Source organism: Bradyrhizobium sp. IC4060, from assembly GCF_020193715.1.
Classification (GTDB): Bacteria; Pseudomonadota; Alphaproteobacteria; order Rhizobiales; family Xanthobacteraceae; genus Bradyrhizobium; species Bradyrhizobium yuanmingense.
The window spans coordinates 264,106-283,007 of sequence record NZ_JADYVJ010000007.1 but is presented as its reverse complement, the minus strand read 5'-3'; the positions used below and the strand labels follow the sequence as shown (position 1 = coordinate 283,007).

Sequence of the window (18,902 nt, the reverse complement as noted above, 5' to 3'; positions counted from 1 at the left end):
TCAAAGGCAGCGAATTAGCACATGTACCAGCCTAGGGAACATTTCCAGTCGGGGCACCGATTCGGCATCGAATTCGGCGGGGCGGTCCTCAGCTTCGAGCGCGTGGCCGACGTCCTTCGCCGCCAATGGCCGATCATCGCGGTCTGTACGGGAGCTTCGCTGGCCCTGGTGATCGTCTACCTGGCCATGGCGCAGCCCATGTATACGGCAAACGCCCGCATCATGATGGATACGCGGCAGACGCAAGTTCTGGACAAGGACAGCAACGCCAGCAGCGCCCTGATCGACACGGGCTACGTCGACAGCCAGGTGGAGATCATCAACTCGGACGACCTCATTCTGTCCGTCGTCCGCCGCCTGAAGCTGACAGAAGACCCGGAGTTCAACGGCTCCAAGCCCGGCCTGCTCTCTATCATCATCGGCAAGCTGACATCGCTATTCGGCTCCGGCGAACCAGCAAGCCAGGAGCGAATCGAACATGCAGTCGTCCAGCAGATTCAGAAGAATCTGCGTACGGAGCGTGTGCTGACGACATATGTGCTGTCGCTGAGCTATAAAGCGCGGAGCCCCGACAAAGCCGCCAAGATCGCCAACGCGATCGCCAATGCCTATCTCGTCGGCGCCCTGGAGGCCAAATATCAGTCCACCAAGCGGGCCACCGAATGGCTGCAGCAGCGCAGCCTCGAGCTGAGCGAGCAGGCATCGGCCAGCGATCGCGCCGTCCAGACCTTCAAGGCCGAGAACAACATCGTCGGAACCAGCCGCGGCCTGATGTCCGAGCAGCAATTGTCCGACCTCAACACGCAGCTAGTTCAGGCGCGGGCTGCGACCGCGGAAGCCAAGGCGCGTCTTGACCGGATCGACACGATCTCCGATCAGGATGTTGCGCAGTCGACCGTGACGGACGCCCTCAACAATTCGGTGATCACCCGTCTGCGCGCTCAATATCTCGACCTCCAGGCGCAATATGCCGACTGGTCCAGGCGCTACGGCAAGACCCACCTTGCGGCGGTCAATCTGGCCAACAAGATGGAGGAGCTGCGCAAGAACATCGCCGACGAACTGCGTCGGATCGCAGACGCCTATCGCAGCGACTACGAGATCGCGAAGAGCCGGGAGGCCTCGCTCGAGAAGAACGTGAAGGAGCTCGTCGCCCAGGCCGGCAACAAGGGCCAGGCCGAGGTCAAGCTGCGCGATCTCGAAAGTGCCGCCGACACCTACCGCAATCTCTACAACAACTTCCTGGAAAAGCTGCAGAGCGCGACGCAGAACCAGAGCTTTCCCCTCAGCGAGGCCCGCCTCATCAGCACCGCCACCAAGCCGGACCGCAAGAGCTCGCCGCGAACGGTCCTCGCCCTCGTGGGCGGCCTGGTCGGCGGCCTCTGCCTCGGCTTCGGCGCGGCATTTGCGCGTGAACTGCTGAGCGACGTGCTGCGGACCCCCGGCGAGGTCGAGGATGAGCTCGGCGTGAAATGCCTCGGCGTGCTGCCGGACATACGTCCGCCGACGACGGCCGGCGCGTTGCTCTCGACGTCAGCGAAGACCGGCCCTCCCGATCTCTCCCGCTACGTCGTCGATCATCCGTTCTCACGCTTTGCCGAGACCTTGCGCAACATCAAGGTTTCGATCGACGTCGCGCGTCTGACCCGCGAGATCAAGGTGATCGGCATCGTCTCCTCGCTTCCAAAGGAGGGCAAGACGACGGTGGCCGCCAATTTCGCGCAGCTGATCGCCCTCACCGGGCATCGCACGGTTCTGATCGACGGCGATCTGCACACGCGCTCGCTGACGCGGGAGCTCGCGCCCAACGCCAAGACCGGCCTCGTGGAGGCTCTCAACGATCCCGCGAACCTCGGCTACCACGTGCAGCGAAGCAAGGAGACGGGACTGGATTTCCTGCCCTCCGTAGTGGCCTCGCGCATGGTCAATTCGGCCGACGTCATCGGATCCAAGGCAATGGCCGAGCTGCTCAAGGTGCTGAGGGAGCACTACGAGTACATCGTGATCGATCTCGCCCCGGTGATGCCGGTGGCCGATTCCAAGGCCGTTAGCTTCCTGATCGACGCCATGGTCTACGTGATCGAATGGGGCCAGACCACGCGAACCGCTCTGCAGGAGTCGGTTTCGGGTTCGGAAGTCCTCCAGAAGAAGCTGATCGGCGCCGTGCTCAACCGCGCGAACCCGAAGATGCTCAAGCGCATCGAGGCCTACAAGGGCAAGCACCACAACAGCTATTACGTCGAGCACGCCTAGGCGGAGGCGAGGCGCCGCTCCCACTGAACAACTGGAATGAGCTCGGGCCCGTTGCCAATTGGCAGCGGGCCTTATTCGTGCTTGGCGGTCGCTTGAAGGGCATCCCGTGCGCCCTCGCGCACGGACCGAGATGCGGCAAGCGCTCCGGACCTGCTCGCGGGCTCCGTATTCGTCCGGAATCCACAACTTGCAGTTATTGCTCTAGCCAAAAGCAAGGATTGACGGATACGGTGGTCGCCGGGAAAGTTGTGCCGGTGCCATCAGCTGTCAATAAGACGAGACGATCCGAGCCTTGATGCCTGAAAATGCCGAAACTTTAGGCATCTTTCTTTCTCGGTTCCCCGGGGCTAATCTCGGTTCATTACTCGCAGTTATTTTTCCGGTAGGCTCGGATGCTGATCGTCCTGACGATTTTGACTATTTGGGTCCTGCTCAACATTCTGTTCGTGTTGATCGTGGTCCCTCCACGCAAGCCGCACCGCCGCCCCATGGCGACGACGCTCTCACCCGCGCCCATCGACCCGAACCGGCGCCAGATCGAGCAGGACGAGCCTTTCTCGATCCGCCATGTCATCGTCTCCGTCGCAATGGGAGCCTTCTTCGTGCTCGTGCCGCCGCTGCTCGCGCTGCGCGATGCGATCATGCGGCTCTTCCGCAGGCCGCCGCGAAGTGGAACCTGAGGCCCCGGGACGGAGGTTTCCGGCGATTGAGAGATCGAGCGGCTAATAGGCTTCCTGGAACATCACTGCGGACGCGGTGCGGGCCATGATCTTCAGGTCGAGCCAGATGCTCCAATTGCTGACGTACCAGACGTCGTACTCGACCCGCTTTTCCATCAGATCGATCGTTGGCGTTTCGCCCCTGAATCCGTTCACCTGAGCCCAGCCCGTCAGGCCCGGCTTCATGTGATGGCGGTAGACATACTTGCTGATCAGCTCGTCGTAATAATTGTCATGGGCAAGCGCGTGCGGACGCGGTCCCACCAGCGACATGTCCCCCCGTAGCACGTTCCAGAGCTGCGGCAGCTCGTCGATGCTGGTCATGCGCAGGAAGCGCCCGATCTTGGTGACCCGGGCATCCCCCTTGGTCGCCTGGGTCACCGTGTCGCCGTTCTCGGCAACCGTCATGGTGCGGAACTTCCAGATCTCGAACGGCTTGCCGTTGAAGCCGCGGCGCGACTGCCGGAATATGACGCTTCCCGGCGAATCCAGCTTGATCAGCACGGCTACCGTCAGCAGCAGCGGCGTCAGCAGCACGAGCGCGAACAGAGCGACGCCGACGTCGAGACAGCGCTTCTGCAGCCGCTCGAGGATGGTGAGCGGCGGCCGCTGGATCTCGACCGCGACGGTTCCGCTGACCGGCAGGAAGGGGCGGGTCACGAGGTCGGCGACGGAATCGTCCGGCAGCAGGCGAATGGGCTGCGGAACGGCGCGCAAATATGGCCCGAGCTTGCGCAGCATCGGCAATTCGTTCCAGTCGATCGCGAGCAGATATTCGTCGACATCGGCCGCGCGCGACTGACGGATGACGTCGCGAATCTGCCGCTCCCATTGGCCGTCATCCCGATCCTCTCCGAGCACGAAATGGCGCATGACGTCGAAGCCGTTCCTGCGCAAATCCTTGAAGCGGCTCGAGGTGAAGTCGAGCGGCTTCAGGCTGAGCAGGATCACCTTGCGGTCGACCAGGCGGCTTCTGGCAAAGCTCGTGCCGAACACGGCCTGCCAAACGAAGCGCAGGCTGATCAGGCCGAGCCCGCCGATCACGGCGAAGACGATGACGGTGCCGCGCGACAGATTGTCCGTCGATTTCAGCAGGAAGGCCGCAACGGCGAGGATCGTGAGCGACGTCAACCAGATAAACGCCGCCATTCGAAGCTGCCAAACCAGATTGAGCAAGCGGTGCGTGGAATAGACGTCCCGGAAATAGGCGATCCCGACGAACACCACACCGACGAACAATCCGGCTCCCACCGATGCACCCTCGGGCGGCGACGCGACCGCCACGCCATACAGCGAAGCCCCCGCCGCGTAACTCAGCAGGATCAACAGAAAATCAGCAGCGATGACGACGACCTGAAAGGGCCTCTGAAGCGCACTGCCGCGCGCAGATGACAGCGCATGAGCGCTTTCAGAACCGTAAGTTGCAACAGCCATTCGAACCTCTGCGTATCGAGAGAGTGCCTGACGCTCATCGTGATGCTGAAGACTCGTCAATTCCCCGCACGGAAAGTGTTGGTCGATCGCAGCGACATTGTGGCGCTGCACGCGAAACTTTTGCGGCGCACGGACGATGTGTCGCGTTGAGATGCGCGGCGAAATTCGGTGCGCTGAAAATGTCGTCACAGTGCTGACATACGAGCGAGCGAACTGCCCTATTTTGAATCAAGTTCCGCATCCAATGCGACGCCATCGTTGCACGGGCCGCTGTTCGCTGAAGTTTGAGGCGCTGCTTGCTGCCGACGAACGCAAACATCGGATCACTTGCGAGAGTTTCCAGGGATTTCTATCTGCGGATGTATGCGAGAATCTGCAACGAGTCATGCAGACTTGCTGCATGCTTCGAGCCAGCGATGCAATTCCTGCGGACCCCTCTCGTTCCTGAAGTCCATGAAACAAGTCGGCAAAAAATGCCGTGCCCTTCTTTTGGCGTGATCGGCACCGACAACGAGCTGCGGCCCCACGGAACTCGCGTTGTTCGCGTTGGATGGACGCTCTCCGGTGCCGGTGACTTGGGGATATTTTTCCGACCACCCGATCGATGAGCGCCATGAAATCTTTCTCGCGATCCCAGCCGTCGCTTCCCAAACCGCAATTGCCGGACGGCGTCCGCATCTATGCGATCTCGGATATTCACGGCTGCGCGCATCTGCTCGAGCCCATGCTGCGGGTGATCGACGCCGACGTTGCGCGGAGCCGGCCGCGCTATGCCATCGAAGTCTTTATGGGCGATTACATCGATCGCGGCCCGGATACGCGTTCCACCCTCGACATCCTGGTCGAGCGGAGCCGCCGGGGGAATGCGGTCTTCCTCAAGGGCAACCACGAGGCCTTTCTGGTGAGGGTGTTCGAAGATCCTTCCCTATTCGAGGACTGGATCGCCTTCGGCGGGACCCAGACATTGATGTCCTACGGGCTTGCTCCCCCCGATCTCAAGCGCGACGAGCCGGCATCGATTCTGCGCGACTTGATTCGCGCCATGCCGACCGAGCATCTGGAATTCCTGGACAATCTGCGGTTGAGCTTCAGCTGCGGAGACTTCTTCTTCGTCCACGCCGGCGTTCGCCCGGGCGTGCCGCTCGCCCAGCAGACCGAGCGCGATCTGCTCTGGATTCGCGAGGAATTCCTGCGCAGTGAGGAGCAGTTCGGCAAATATATCGTCCACGGCCATACGCCGGTCCGCAGCGCCGAATTGCTGGCCAACCGCGCCAATATCGACACCGGCGCCTATGCGACCGGCAACCTCACCCTGATGAGCATCCAGGGGAGTCGCATGCTCGCGGTGTGATGAGCTTCAGCCTCTTGCCACCGATGCGCGAGACGGTCTCGGGGAGGGAATGGACGTTCACCATTTTCAGTTGAGACACGGCAGCGGCGACTGCGCACGCGTCTGGGCCATCCAGTCACTCCACGCCCGCTCGTGCTTGACGTAGAGCTCCACCCAACGTTCGCCAAGCCTGGCCTCTCGGACGCGGGCCGCCTCCCCGAGCAGGTCGGCGCCGGGACGGGCGTCCGGCTTGTCCAGCGCTTCGAACTCGATCGTTTCCGAGATCGTCAGACCGACAAGCACGCGCTGTCCGGCGCCGTCCACGATGTAGCGTCGCGGCGCATCCTTCTTGGGCTCACTCATGTCGTCATGTCCCATCGGGTTCAGTGTGAAGCTGGATACCGTCATCGAATGGGATGATGCCTAAAAGGCTCGCCGGGCGTGGCCGAACGTCGAGGTCGGAGCGGGCCGCGAGGCCCGGCGCGAGGCGCTGCTGGATGAGCTCACGGCTCTTCGTTGGACGCGCCAGGCGCGTAGCGCGTATCCGAGAATGAGACCAGCGCCGAAAATGGAAGCAGAGACAAACGCAGAAGTCATGAGAGTCGTCCTGGGAGTCGTCCTGGATCGTGCGCGTCCTATCAAGAGTGAGCAGTGTGTCGACATCATGGTTCTCGAGGATTCACGAGCGCCGAAAAAATGTTCAAGGTTCGATCGCTTCCATGCATGCCGCGCGCGTGGCAAGGCTGCCGACCTCTGCCTGATCTCGTCTCGGCCGGAGGTGATCATCGAACACTCTCTATATATGACGACCACATATCTAAGAGACGTTCTCGCAGTCCGATGCATCAAGGCCCGTCACGGTCGATCCGACGCGCCTCGGCGAGACCATGCGCTCCTGCAACCGGAAATTCGGCGTCAGCCGGCCTGCCCGTACCCTTGCAACCATCCGGAACCCGTCGCATTATCATCCATCGCATTTCATGAGGGATTCAATCCAATGAACTTCCGCGCCGTTGCTTCATCCATTGCCCTGGCCGCTCTCGGCCTCACTTTGGCAGCATCCGCGACATCAGCCGCCGAGCTCGCGCTTGCCCCGTCACAGCGGGCGGCCGCCGTCCAGGGCGGGCTTGTGTTCTGGGACAACGTCTACCCACCGGCGGTCTATGGCCCGCAGCTTCGCCCGGCCGAAGAAGTCGCAGCGATGAAGGCGCAGGCACGGCCGGTGTCCCAGCGCTGGTGGGGATATTGGTACGTGCGGTAGACGCGCCGGAGCAACAGGCTAAGCGCAACCCAACCGTCCTCATCAACCGCCGCGCCGAGTAAACGGCCGCGGCGGTTTTTGTTTGACTCACTTTGAGCGCCTTTTAGAGATCGGCCGAACAAGCGTGGCCGACGGGCGTAGCTTGGGCTATGGGCGCGCCGAGGCGCGAGTTTCCCTGTGCGCCCGACATTAAAAGCGCCTGCCCAAGAGTGCAAAGGCGCCGGCGATCAATTCCCTGCTTACAGGGAATTTTGCAGGGAAAAGTGCCCGTCGCAGGAGCGCCAACCGGCGTAAAATGCGAAATGAGGGTTGAAATCGCAGGCATTGCGTCGCGATGCATCAAAATCTTAACAGGGAAATTCCGCCGATGATCAGGGAATGTGCTCGCGTCAAACAGGCAAGACCTCTTGCTCTCATCATTGGAGGGGAATCGGGCTGGCTCGGTGGTATTCGCGACCATGGCCAGGATGCAGTCAAAGCAAGACCACGTCTCGAAGTGACGCATCTCCGACCGGTCCAGCCCAGCAGCGCATGCGATCACGGATCGGCCGGCCGCTCTTCACCGACGGCCAACACGACCACTATTTGGGCGCGTCGCAAACGCCTGCGTAACTCAATCCGAATTGGCGATTGCTATTGTTCGTTGCAGGACCTCTCCCCGATGCGGCCGCCATAGTTCGCAAGCAACCCCATCCCCGTCGCGATCGTGGTGCTGCCAATAGCCGGGCTCTCCGCGCCGCGCGGGTGCTAAGCCGACCAAGCGCTCAAAATCGCAATTGGGAGCGGACGCGATGTGTTTGAGCGTTGTCGTGACCGACCACGGGCTCGAAACAAGGAGCCAAATTGCCGGATAGGCGGCCAACAAGGCAGCGATTGCGATCAATGCCGTGATGGCCCACCGCAGCCCAGACCGCAGCTTGGTAGTTCGATCATGGCGCGCCGACACCGCACGGAAGCGGCGCTGCAAATTGCGCAGTCGCAGTTCAGGACCGCGACCGGGACGAACCGGATTGGGGTCGGGAAGGTGGGGCATCACATGAAAACAACATCACTGAGATCTTCTATTACGAACCAGGATCGCGCCCGACCTGCTCCGTCACGCCTGGCTCAGGGAGGGCGAATGGGCGCAACGGGACTGATCCTAGCGGCCGCAGCTTCGGCCAGTCTCCTGCACAAGCTCGAGCGCGGCGTCAGCATTGCGGCATAGAAGAACATGATTGGGCCTGATCCGGAAAGTTTCGCGGCTTGGCTTCATCCGACATCTAGCCTAGCATTGGCTAGGTTAAGGCGAAACCGCATCGGCTAGCGACCTTCATAGCGATGGGGCTTATAGTGGCCGCGATGTCGTTTGGGCCATCGACTTGCTTTGGATGAGCCGCAGGCACTTGCGATGCGTCTTCAGAACCTCAGCTTTGATGATTGGCTGGAGCACGCGTTTGGACGGGAGGTTCGCTTTCGGCGGGCACCTTGGTACTTCGATCCTGAGCATGATAGGTGGGATCCGCCGGCGGTAGAAGCCGTGTCTTATCTCACCCGACTGTTTGAAGACCCGGAGCCAGCGTTACAGGGATTTGCTGACAGCCAAATCGCACAGGGCCTAACTTACCTTGTGAATACCAATGCCGGCGGCGATAGCGGATGGCTTTGTTCAACTGATGTTCCGGTCGAAGACCGTGTTCGCTGCGTCACCTCTGTCGCGGCGCTGTTCGCGAAATTGTTCGAGCCTCGTTGCGACCCTGGCCTGTCCCACCTGAGCGAAGCCGCCAGCAAAGCCCTAAACGGTGTTTGCTATATGTGGTGGGATGCGTTTCCGTGCCTGGCTCTTCCTGGCGACCCCGCCCTCCCGACGATCCACGATTGCGCGCTGCAAACCATGGACCGTATCCTTCAGCTTGAATCGATCGCCTGTCAGGAAAGTGCTCTCCACGGCCTTGGGCACTGGCACCGCGACTACAGCGACAAAGTCACCCAAATCATCGACCGCTTCTGCGAGGCGCATGCCGGAATCGACCCGCGCCTGTCGGCCTATGCCCAATCAGCTCGGTGCGGATGCGTCCTGTGATCCCGCGGCAGTGGCGGCATGGTTGCGTCCTGCACCGAGGACATCATCGAGACCTCGTATCAGCGAGTCGGCGGCGCCCGAACAGGGAACGGCCGTGAGTCCGAGCGTCGGAAGTGTCTATTGTCGCGCACCTACTCGAGGGTCCGAGTAATTAATCCACGGCGGCGACGTAGTCGATTATAAAGCTAAATTACTCAAGCCCGGAACTTCGCGCTATGTAGCGAATTCCTCTTGCCGCTCGATTAAATTGGTTATTAAATATCTATTTAATTAGCGACTGAGCATCAACCGTTCCGGCAACTCACAGCGGGTCTCGCACGAGGCCTCGACGATGCACCGAGCGTACGTTGCCGCCGTTCTGCAGAAGGCAAGCACGTTCCGTTCGAATGTGGTTCGCGGTTTCTGAGCCAGAGCGTTGCGCACGGATCTTGGGACCGCAGCAACTCGGAGGAGAGAGGGGTTATGGCAATCCAGATCGTAATGCACCAACGTGGCGACAGCCGTCGGAATTCGACCCCGGCGACATAGAGGAAGTGACGAATGCGGAGCAGCGGTTTTACGAGCTGACGAAATTGGTTGTCACTTTGCGCTGCTTCGACATGCTCGCGATTCTAAGCCAGATCGGCGCAAAAGTGCGGTTGCTCTTTTTTAAATTGATGATGGCCGGGGCATGTCTGTTTCCACCAGAGCTTTGCTTGAAACAGTCGATCAGATCTACCAGGCGGGCTGTGATCCTGCACACTGGCCGGAGGCGGTCGCGAGCTGCCACAGTCTGTTTCCAGGGACAGCCTTCAGTCTGTTCATCTGTATGGACGGCATTGGCCATCTTCCGCCGACAACGACAGCCGGCTGGGATCCGGACTCGATCAGGCAATACGTCGCGCACTATTATAAGCTGAACCCGTACAACGACCTGTTGCGATGCGTTGCGCCGGGACAGGTGGCGCGAGCGTCCCAGATGTTCGGCCGGCAATGGCTTGACCGGCAGCCCTTCTATCACGAATGGCTGAAACCGGCCGGCGACTATACGCACGGCGCCAACCTGACGTTCAAGCGATCGCCCGGCTCCTTGACGCGGCTCAGCTGCGATATCCCCGAGCGCCTGTCGCATCTCGAAGCGCCCGCCGCGCAATTCTTGCACAGCGTCGGTCGGCACTTTGCGCGGGCGCTGGAAGTGACCTCCCGCCTGCGCGCGGCGCGGGCTACCGAGGGGGGATTGCAAGGGCTGCTCGATCGAATCTCCGGGACCGCGTTCTTGGTGCGCCCGCCGCGCAAGGTGGTGGCTGCCAATCGACGGGCCGTCGTTTTTCTGGAGCAACGTCGGCTCGTGCGCATGTCGCTGGCATCGGAGCTGACGTTCGTCGCGTGTCGGGCCGACGAAGCGTTTCATCGCGCGCTCCAGAGTGGTTTCGTGACGGCGAAGGCGCCGCCTCCGGCGAGCTTTATGGTGACGAATGAGGGCAACGGGCGCTATCAGGTTCTCGTGTTGCCGTTCAGGATCTCGAAGACGCACGCGACTCTGGGCGCGGATCCAGGGTTTGCCCTCGTATTGATCAACGACCGGCGACGTGCGCCAAGTCCCCCGAGCGAGGTGCTCAAGAACCTCTATAGGCTGTCGCAAGCCGAAGCGAGTGTAGTCCTGAGTATCACCGAGGGTGACAGCCTGCAGACAACTGCCGATCGGCTTGGCATATGCCGCGCCACCGCGCGCAACCAGCTGGCAGCCGCGATGGCCAAGCTCGGTGTTCACCGGCAAGCGGAGCTGGTTGGCGTCGTGACGGCACTGGCGCCATGTCTGGACCTCGGTCCGGACGAGTGACCGGAGGGGGCGGCGCCATGCGTATCTTCTACGAGAAAGAGTTCCCCCGACTGCTAGATATGCTCTACGACTCGGCGCTTGATCCCGAACGATGGCAGGCGTTCCTCAATGCGCTGCCGGGCCCCTTTGGCGGCGCGCGCGGCATCTTGCATTTCTATGATGTGGCTACGGCAACCACACCTGTATTCCGACATTTCGGCGACGATCCCGGACTCAACTCGTCTTATGCCAAGCATTTCCACAGCATCAATCCGTATCCACCGGCACGCCTCGAAACCATCCCTGTCGGCAAGGTAATTTACGCAAGCGATCTTCTTGACCCTGAGATCGCTGAACGCACCGAGTTTTACGCCGATTTCATGAGACCGCAGGGCATCACCACCGATCATCTGGGTGTATCGCTCCACAATGACGGTTATGGCGTGACGCTGCTAAGCATCGCTCCGCACGAGTCCGTGTACCGCAGCAACCGAGAGACCTACAGACGTCAATTGGCGCTGCTGGTGCCGCACCTGATGCGCGCCATCGAGATCAATCGCGTTACGACGGCTGCGCGCACAGCCCAGCGAGCGCTCGGAACCGGTCTTGATGCGCTGAGGCTGGCCGCGTTCCTGGTTGATGGGACCGGGCGGCTCCTGCTCGCCAATCAAAAGGCGGAAGACCTGTTACGGCGAGACAGCGTGCTATGCACCGATCGCTCCAAGCGGCTGCGCGTCGCCAACTGCGCCGACAACGCTGCATTCGAGGTCGCCATGATGCGCGCCTTGCGCCCGCCGACGGCGCTCGCAACCCAGCCCGTGCGTTTGACCTCAAGCGCCTCCGGACGGGCGTTCGTTGCCTGGGCCGTGCCCATGCGGTCGGAGCAGCCAAACGGACCGAACCATCGCTCGGAATTCATGCTCGGTCTCCGCGCCGAGGCGACGACCGTTCTCGTGCTCGTGGTCGCGGCCGAGTGTGCGTTATCTATTCCCCCAGGGGCGATCCAGGCGGCATTCAAATTGTCCGCCGCCGAGGCGCGGCTCGTCAGCGCGCTGATCGCGGGCCGGACGCTGGCGGAGTATGCGCGCGCCAGCAGCCACTCGCGCAACACCGTGCGCAACCAGCTCGCATCCGCGCTCGAGAAGACCGACACGCGGCGGCAAGCCGAGCTCGTGACCGCGATCGTCGGAACGCTGGGCATATTCGGATCTCGGTGAACGCATCTGGAGACCCGAACGAGTGATGAGAACGTGCGATGCGGAGCTGCCACGAGCCAGAGTTAACGGCAACCGAGGCGATCTACGACGCTGCTCCCTTTCCAGCTCGCTGGCCTGCAGCGCTTCCAAGGGAGCCGGCCGAGAAGCTCGGAATCGCGAACGAGACCGTACGAAATGTGCTCAAGCGAGTGTTCTCCACGGTTCGCGGACTTGTGGCGTTTCGCGTCCTGCTGAGTAACCTGGGCAGATGGCCTGGTGATTTCACGGGACCTTGTGCCTGTTGATCGTCGTGGTTCGTCCCGACGTTCAATGGCGGTTGCCCCTTCCAAGCAAACCTCTGGGACTTCGAGATAGGAAGGGTGTGCGGGATTTACAGGGTTACGCGATCCTCGCTAGACACACTTCGGTCACGGCAGTCCGGCGCAACGTCGCTAGGGTGAGCAGAGGCTTGGCGACGGCAAGCATTCCCTACCTCGAACGAGGTACATGGCGATTGGTACATTTGCATCATTCGCGCCGCTCGCAGCCTGTTCAGAATTCGAGCGCCCAGGCGCCCAAGAAAACAAGAAATAAGGCGCGGCCACGGAGGGAAGACGACAATGACTATTCAGGCCATCGGATCTGAATTCCTCGTCAACGCCACGACGGCAAACAATCAGTCCCAGCCAATCATCACCGGGCTGGCCGACGGGCGTTTTGTCGTCGCGTGGGCTGATTTCAGTCAGACGGGCGGCGACACGTCCTCGTGGGCGGTGCGGGCGCAGGTGTTCAACGCCGATGGCACGCCGGCCGGCTCCGAGTTCCTGGTCAACACGACGACGGCAAGCGATCAGATCGAACCCACCATTACCGCCCTGGCCGACGGGCGTTTTGTCGTCGCGTGGACTGATGACAGTCCGACGAGCGGCGCTGCCGTGCGAGCGCAGGTCTTCAACGCCGACGGCACGCCGTCCGGGTCCGAGTTCCTGGTCAACACCGTGACGACCAGCCAGGTCAGGCCCGCCATAACCGCTCTGGCCGACGGGCGTTTCGTGATCGCGTGGGACGATTTCGACGTGGGCGAGTACGAAGTGCGGGCACAGATATTCAACGCCGATGGCACGCCGGCCGGCTCCGAGTTCCTGGTCAACACCACAACGGCAAGTAACCAAGTTGAGCCCGTAGTCACCGCCCTGGCCGACGGGCGTTTCGTCGTCGCGTGGATGGATGTCAGTGAGACGGGCGGCGACACGTCCTCGTGGGCGGTGCGGGCGCAGGTGTTCAACGCCGATGGCACGCCGGCCGGCTCCGAGTTCCTGGTCAACACCACGACGGCAAGCTTTCAGTACCTGCCAACCATCACCGCGTTGACCGACGGGCGCTTTGTCGTCGCGTGGACCGACGACAGCCGGACGGGCGGCGACACGTCCGGGCTCGCCGTGCGGGCGCAGATACTCAACGCCGATGGCGCGCGGTCCGGATTCGAGCTCCTGGTCAACAGCACGGCGGCAGGCAATCAGTCCGACCCAACCATCACCGCGTTGGCCGACGGGCATTTTGTGATCGCGTGGGCCGATGACAGCCAGACGAGCGGCGACACGTCCTCGTGGGCCGTGCGGGCGCAGGTGTTCGACGCCGATGGCGTGCCGTCCGGCTCCGAGTTGCTGGTCAACACCACAACGGCAGGTAACCAAGTTGAGCCGGCAATCACCGCCCTGCCCGATGGGCGTTTTGTCGTCACGTGGACTGATGCCAGCCAGACGGGCAGCGACACTTCCGGCAACGCCGTGCGCGCACAAATCTTCGAGGTCGTGCCCGACAACCAGGCACCAGCCATCACCTCGAACGGCGGCGGCGACACGGCGGGCGTCTCGGTTGCGGAAAACATGACGGCGGTCACGACGGTGACAGCCACCGACCCGGACGCCGGGCAGACCCTGACTTATGCGATCGCCGGTGGAGTGGATGCGAGCCTTTTCAACGTCGATCACAGCACGGGGGCACTTTCCTTCAACACTGCGCCGGACTTCGAGGCGCCGATCGACGCTGGCAACGATAACGTCTACGACGTCACGGTGCAAGTCTCCGACGGCAACGGTGGAACGGATACGCAGGCGATTGCCGTGACGGTCGGCAACGTCAATGAGGCGCCGACGTTCGTCGGCGACGGCATGACGACGACGACCATCGGTCCGGCTGATGACTTTGGTCGAGGCGTGGCCGTGCAGCCTGACGGGAAGATCTTGGTGGCTGGCAGTAGCTTCAACGGCACGGGTGTCGACTTCGCCGTGGTTCGCTATGACGTAGATGGCCGCCTTGACACGAGTTTGGGCAGTAATGGAAAGGTAGTCACCGATTTCGGCGGTGCCGATGACAATGGCTATAGTGTTGTCGTAGACCCTAACGGCAAAATTCTGGTTGCAGGCTATACCGGGTCGGGCGCGGACTCCGATTTTGCCATCGTGCAATTCAACGCCGACGGCAGTCTGGACACCGGTTTCGGCGACGGCGGCAAGGTCATTACAGATCTGCTGGTCGATGACTTTGGCCAGAGTGTAGCGCTGCAATCCGACGGAAGCATCGTCGTTTCAGGTTACAGCTTTAATGGCTCGAGCTTCGACTTCGCGATCGTGCGATACAGCGCGGATGGCAGTCTCGACACCACCTTCAATGGCGATGGAAGAGTTACCACGGCAGTCGCGTTTCACGACGCCAGCTACAGCGTCGCCTTGCAACCGGACGGCAAGATCATCGCCGCGGGCCATAGTTTTACCGGGAACGGGCCGAACGACTTCGCAATCGTTCGCTACAACCCGGACGGTAGTCTCGACACGAGCTTCGGTGGCGACGGCACGGTCACCACGGACTTTGGCGGCACTAATGACGTTGGTCAAAGCGTCGCCGTTCAGGCCAACGGCAAGATCGTAATTGCGGGCATTAGCCAAACGGGCCCGAATGCCGACATCGCCGTCGTGCGGTACAACGCCGACGGCAGCCTCGATACGTCGTTTGCCGGCGACGGCACGGTCAGGACTAGCGTTGTGCCGGGCAGCGACGTCGGGAGCAGCGTCGCGATCCAGCCCGACGGCAAGATTCTGGTCGCAGGCAATAGCTTCAACGGATCGAACACGGATGTTACCCTTGTCCGCTACAATGTTGACGGCAGCCTCGATACGGCCTTTGGCATTGGCGGAGTGGTCACGACGCAGATGGGCCTCGGCTCGGACGAAGGATACAGCGTCAAATTGCAGCCCGACGGCAAGATCCTGATTGCGGGATATAGCAGCAACGGGTCGAATGCCGATTTCGCGCTCCTTCGCTACAACGCTGACGGCAGCCTCGACACCACTTTCGGCGCGCCCGACCTGCTGTCGATCTCGATTGCAGAAAATATCACGGCCGTGGCGACCCTCGCCGCAACCGATCCGGAGGCCGGGCCGGCCCTCACCTATACGATCACAGGCGGTGAAGACGCCAGCAAGTTCGTGATCAATGCCGATACTGGCGCGCTCTCTTTTGCCTCCGCCCCAAACTTCGAGGCACCCACCGACGCCGATGGCGACAACGTATACAGGGTGACCGTGCAGGTTTCCGACGGTAGTGATGCAACGAATACGCAGGCAGTTGCAGTGACCGTGACCGATGTCGACGACATCGCGCCGACGGTCATGAGCGTCACGCGCAGCGACGATACGCCGACGAATGCGCAAACAGTGCACTACACCGTCACGTTCTCCGAGGCCGTGACCGGCGTGGATGCGAGCCAGTTTTCTCTGACGACGACTGGCGCCCTGATCGGCGCCGGCATTGCCAGCGTGACGCCCGTCACGGGCAGCGATGGCGCACAATACGTAGTGATCGTCGATACGGGTTCTGGTGATGGCACGGTGGCACTCGGTGTCACCGGCGCGGAGGTGCGCGACCTCGCCGGCAATCCCCTGGCGGGAGGCACCTTCCAGGTCATTTCGTCCATTTCAGGGATCGCTGGGCATGTCGCGAGCGGTGACTTGAGCGGCGATGGCAAGCAAGATCTCGTGTCCGAATCCACCTCGGGCGAGATTTCGGTTATGCTGGGCAATGGTGACGGCACCTTCCGGGAGCCGGTGAATTACGCTGCAGGCCATGATCTCAACGGCGTTTCGATCGCCGATGTCGACAACGACGGCCTGCTCGATCTCGCTATATCGAACGCAGGCGCCAACGGAGCCATTGCCGTACTCCTGGGCAATGGCGACGGAACATTCCAATCGGCGATTTCGTCCCCGACTAACCGCGCCCACTCATCGGATTCCGCGCTGGCGGACCTCAATGGAGACGGTCGACTCGACGTTCTCGTTGCGAACACCGGCGAGAATGGCGGCGTTTCCGTGCTCCTTGGAAACGGAGACGGTAGCTTCAGTCTCTCCACCGTGCTGGCCTCGAACGCGGATCCTCTCGGCGTTGCGGCCGCCGATCTCAATGGCGACGGCATCGTAGATGTCGCCTTTTCAAACGTTCCAGGAGCATTCGGCATTCAAATCTACCTCGGGACCGGCGATGGCACGTTCACGGCGGCTCCCAATGTTCCCGCCGCCACACACACAGCTTCCGTCGCGCTCGAGGACCTCGACGGCGATACCGACACGGACTTGGTGTTCAGTAGCTACGACGGGACCGTATCGGTGGCGCTAGGAAATGGCGATGGAAGTTTCCAGGCGCCGTTCTCCTATACGCTCGGCATAGCAAGTGACGGTGTTGCACCTGGCACCGTGACACTCGCCCATGTCAATGGCGATACCGCATTGGATCTTGTGTGCGCCAACCCGTTGTTGAATTCCGTTTCGGTTCTGCTCGGCAATGGTGATGGTACGTTCCAGAGCCAACAGCTATTTGCGACTGGCGGGACCCAACCCGGCTGGATAGCAGTCGACGACTTCACCGGTGGTGGGCGGCTAGATATTGCAGTCGCAAACTTCGGTTCGAATTCGATCTCCATTCTGCAAGCCAGCCCGCCGACCATTGTGGGGGATGCCTATGCCATCGACAAGAATGATACGCCAGCCATAACCTCCGATGGCGGGGGGACGGCGGCAGGTATTGCGATCGCCGAGAATACGACGGCAGTCACGACTGTGACCGCCGCCGATCCGGATGATGGACAGACGCTCACCTATACGATCGCTGGCGGATCAGACGCGAACCTCTTCACGATTGATGCCAACACCGGCGTGCTGTCTTTCAACGCCGCACCTGACTTTGAGACGCCAATCGACGCCGACGCGAACAACGTCTACGACGTCAACGTCCAGGTCTCCGACGGCAATGGCGGAACGGATATGCAGGCGATTGCGGCTACGGTCCAGAATGTGGCCGGCATATCCCTGACCGGCAACGGTGCCGCCAATACTCTGACCGGGACCGGCGAGGAAGACACACTCAGCGGCCAGGGCGGCAGCGATACGCTGCTGGGGCTCGCGGGCAATGACGAGCTCGATGGCGGCGCTGGCGGCGACCTGCTCGATGGCGGTGCGGGCAACGACAGCATGGCCGGCGGCGCGGGTAACGACGCTTACGTGGTGGACAGTTCTGAGGACGTCGTCGTCGAGAATGCCGGCGAAGGGACCGACACGATCCGGACGGCACTCGCGGTGTTCACGCTTTCCGGAATCGCCAATGTCGAAAATCTCACATTCGGCGGCACCGGCGATTTCGCAGGTACCGGCAACGCGCTGGCCAACATCATCACGGGCGGCGCCGGCAATGACACGCTCGATGGCGCAGGAGGCGCCGACCGGCTGGCCGGCCTGGCCGGCAACGACACCTACCTTGTCGACAACTCGTCGGACGTTGTCGTGGAAGCCGCGGATGCTGGCGCGGACACCGTTGTGACGACCAGCACGACCTATTCTTTGTCCGCAAATATCGAGAACCTGACCTATGGCGGCACCGGCAGCTTCAATGGTACCGGCAACGGTTTGGCCAACACGATCACCGGCGGCAGCAGTGCTGACACGCTGTCGGGCGCTGGCGGCAACGACACGATCATTGGCGCCGGTGGGAATGACACGATCAGCGGAGGAGCGGGCGATGACATGTTCGTTGCCACGGCAGGCGATGGCAACGATAACTATACCGGCAATGGCGGGAACGACACCTACAGCCTCGCCGGACTCAGCGCCGATGCAGTCATCAACCTGACTGCGGGGACGGCAACGAGCAGCGAGATCGGCACCGATAGTCTGACATCCGTCGAGAACGTGGTGGGGGGCTCCGGCCAAGACACGATCACGGCCAGCAATGCGAGGAGCGAGCTTTTTGGCGGAGCAGGCAACGACACATTCACATTCGCGAGCACCGCGGCCGCCGGCTTTGGCACCAATCGAGATCTGATCATCGATTTTACGGCGGCAGCAGATCGCATCGATGTCGGTGGGATCGACGCAAACGGAGGCCAAGCTGGCAATCCCGAGTTCGTGTTTGTTGGCGAAATCACCAACGTGGTCGGCGGAGTGGGCCAACTCGGGCGTGGCCAACTCGGCTACCACTATGAGACCGACGCAAACGGCACCGAGCATACCATCGTGGAGGGGAGTGTCGACTCTGACCCGAGCGCGGAATTCCAGATCGACCTGGTCGGCCGGCACACGCTCTCGGTAAGTGACTTCGTACTCTGACGTGCGCCGTTGTCGTTCGTGCTAACGGAAACGAGGGGGTCTTCTAGAGACGGGAACGGGCTTGCTAGTTATTGGCCGAGAGCCTTTGCCGATCATCGATGAACAACAAGGATGTCGGCGGCAGCGTGTACGAACAGCAACTGGTCATTACTTGCGCACCCCAAACCCGCGACCGCGCGATCGATGTTGTTAAGGA

At 61.6% G+C, this 18,902-nt stretch carries 11 protein-coding genes; 8 read left to right on the top strand and 3 right to left on the bottom strand.

What is annotated here, in order from left to right; translation table 11 throughout:
* Positions 1 to 21 precede the first annotated feature (21 nt).
* Positions 22 to 2,253, top strand: a complete 2,232-nt coding sequence (locus I6F16_RS23690; RefSeq protein ID WP_225112410.1) for a Wzz/FepE/Etk N-terminal domain-containing protein — start codon at positions 22 to 24, stop codon at positions 2,251 to 2,253.
* A gap of 392 nt (positions 2,254 to 2,645) precedes the next feature.
* Positions 2,646 to 2,933 (top strand): hypothetical protein, encoded by a 288-nt coding sequence (locus I6F16_RS23685; RefSeq protein ID WP_225112409.1) that lies wholly within the window; start codon positions 2,646 to 2,648, stop codon positions 2,931 to 2,933.
* Between the two features lie 42 nt (positions 2,934 to 2,975).
* Here the strand turns inward: I6F16_RS23685 and I6F16_RS23680 are convergent, their stop codons facing one another.
* Complete coding sequence (locus I6F16_RS23680) at positions 2,976 to 4,406, bottom strand: undecaprenyl-phosphate glucose phosphotransferase (protein WP_225112408.1); 1,431 nt, start codon at positions 4,404 to 4,406, stop codon at positions 2,976 to 2,978.
* Between the two features lie 613 nt (positions 4,407 to 5,019).
* Here I6F16_RS23680 and I6F16_RS23675 point away from each other — a divergent pair.
* Positions 5,020 to 5,757 (top strand): metallophosphoesterase, encoded by a 738-nt coding sequence (locus I6F16_RS23675; RefSeq protein WP_225112407.1) that lies wholly within the window; start codon positions 5,020 to 5,022, stop codon positions 5,755 to 5,757.
* 66 nt (positions 5,758 to 5,823) lie between these two features.
* Here the strand turns inward: I6F16_RS23675 and I6F16_RS23670 are convergent, their stop codons facing one another.
* Positions 5,824 to 6,099 carry a hypothetical protein gene (locus I6F16_RS23670; protein ID WP_225112406.1) on the bottom strand — a complete coding sequence of 92 codons (276 nt, stop codon included), beginning with the start codon at positions 6,097 to 6,099 and terminating at the stop codon, positions 5,824 to 5,826.
* Positions 6,100 to 6,733: 634 nt separating this feature from the next.
* On the opposite strand from I6F16_RS23670, the gene I6F16_RS23665 reads away from it, so the two are divergent.
* Positions 6,734 to 6,997 carry a hypothetical protein gene (locus I6F16_RS23665; protein ID WP_225112405.1) on the top strand — a complete coding sequence of 88 codons (264 nt, stop codon included), beginning with the start codon at positions 6,734 to 6,736 and terminating at the stop codon, positions 6,995 to 6,997.
* Positions 6,998 to 7,610: 613 nt separating this feature from the next.
* Here the strand turns inward: I6F16_RS23665 and I6F16_RS23660 are convergent.
* Positions 7,611 to 8,030 carry an excalibur calcium-binding domain-containing protein gene (locus I6F16_RS23660; RefSeq protein ID WP_225112404.1) on the bottom strand — a complete coding sequence of 140 codons (420 nt, stop codon included), beginning with the start codon at positions 8,028 to 8,030 and terminating at the stop codon, positions 7,611 to 7,613.
* Positions 8,031 to 8,387: 357 nt separating this feature from the next.
* Between I6F16_RS23660 and I6F16_RS23655 the strand changes: the two genes are divergently transcribed.
* From I6F16_RS23655 to I6F16_RS23640, 4 genes are all read left to right on the top strand, one after another.
* Complete coding sequence (locus I6F16_RS23655) at positions 8,388 to 9,059, top strand: hypothetical protein (protein WP_225112403.1); 672 nt, start codon at positions 8,388 to 8,390, stop codon at positions 9,057 to 9,059.
* A gap of 670 nt (positions 9,060 to 9,729) precedes the next feature.
* A complete protein-coding gene (locus I6F16_RS23650) occupies positions 9,730 to 10,878 on the top strand; it encodes a LuxR C-terminal-related transcriptional regulator (protein WP_225174043.1) in 1,149 nt (382 codons plus the stop codon).
* 17 nt (positions 10,879 to 10,895) lie between these two features.
* Positions 10,896 to 12,074, top strand: a complete 1,179-nt coding sequence (locus I6F16_RS23645; RefSeq protein WP_225174042.1) for a helix-turn-helix transcriptional regulator — start codon at positions 10,896 to 10,898, stop codon at positions 12,072 to 12,074.
* A gap of 599 nt (positions 12,075 to 12,673) precedes the next feature.
* A complete protein-coding gene (locus I6F16_RS23640) occupies positions 12,674 to 18,706 on the top strand; it encodes an FG-GAP-like repeat-containing protein (protein ID WP_225174041.1) in 6,033 nt (2,010 codons plus the stop codon).
* Positions 18,707 to 18,902: the final 196 nt, after the last annotated feature.

What these genes read in the sequence shown, in the direction of transcription:
- I6F16_RS23650 (WP_225174043.1), top strand. Translation starts at nt 9,730, where the DNA reads ATGTCTGTTTCCACCAGAGCTTTGCTTGAAACAGTCGATCAGATCTAC.
- I6F16_RS23665 (WP_225112405.1), top strand. Translation starts at nt 6,734, where the DNA reads ATGAACTTCCGCGCCGTTGCTTCATCCATTGCCCTGGCCGCTCTCGGC.
- I6F16_RS23645 (WP_225174042.1), top strand. Translation starts at nt 10,896, where the DNA reads ATGCGTATCTTCTACGAGAAAGAGTTCCCCCGACTGCTAGATATGCTC.
- I6F16_RS23680 (WP_225112408.1), bottom strand. Translation starts at nt 4,406, where the DNA reads ATGGCTGTTGCAACTTACGGTTCTGAAAGCGCTCATGCGCTGTCATCT.
- I6F16_RS23690 (WP_225112410.1), top strand. Translation starts at nt 22, where the DNA reads ATGTACCAGCCTAGGGAACATTTCCAGTCGGGGCACCGATTCGGCATC.
- I6F16_RS23640 (WP_225174041.1), top strand. Translation starts at nt 12,674, where the DNA reads ATGACTATTCAGGCCATCGGATCTGAATTCCTCGTCAACGCCACGACG.
- I6F16_RS23655 (WP_225112403.1), top strand. Translation starts at nt 8,388, where the DNA reads ATGCGTCTTCAGAACCTCAGCTTTGATGATTGGCTGGAGCACGCGTTT.
- I6F16_RS23675 (WP_225112407.1), top strand. Translation starts at nt 5,020, where the DNA reads ATGAAATCTTTCTCGCGATCCCAGCCGTCGCTTCCCAAACCGCAATTG.
- I6F16_RS23670 (WP_225112406.1), bottom strand. Translation starts at nt 6,099, where the DNA reads ATGAGTGAGCCCAAGAAGGATGCGCCGCGACGCTACATCGTGGACGGC.
- I6F16_RS23685 (WP_225112409.1), top strand. Translation starts at nt 2,646, where the DNA reads ATGCTGATCGTCCTGACGATTTTGACTATTTGGGTCCTGCTCAACATT.
- I6F16_RS23660 (WP_225112404.1), bottom strand. Translation starts at nt 8,030, where the DNA reads ATGCCCCACCTTCCCGACCCCAATCCGGTTCGTCCCGGTCGCGGTCCT.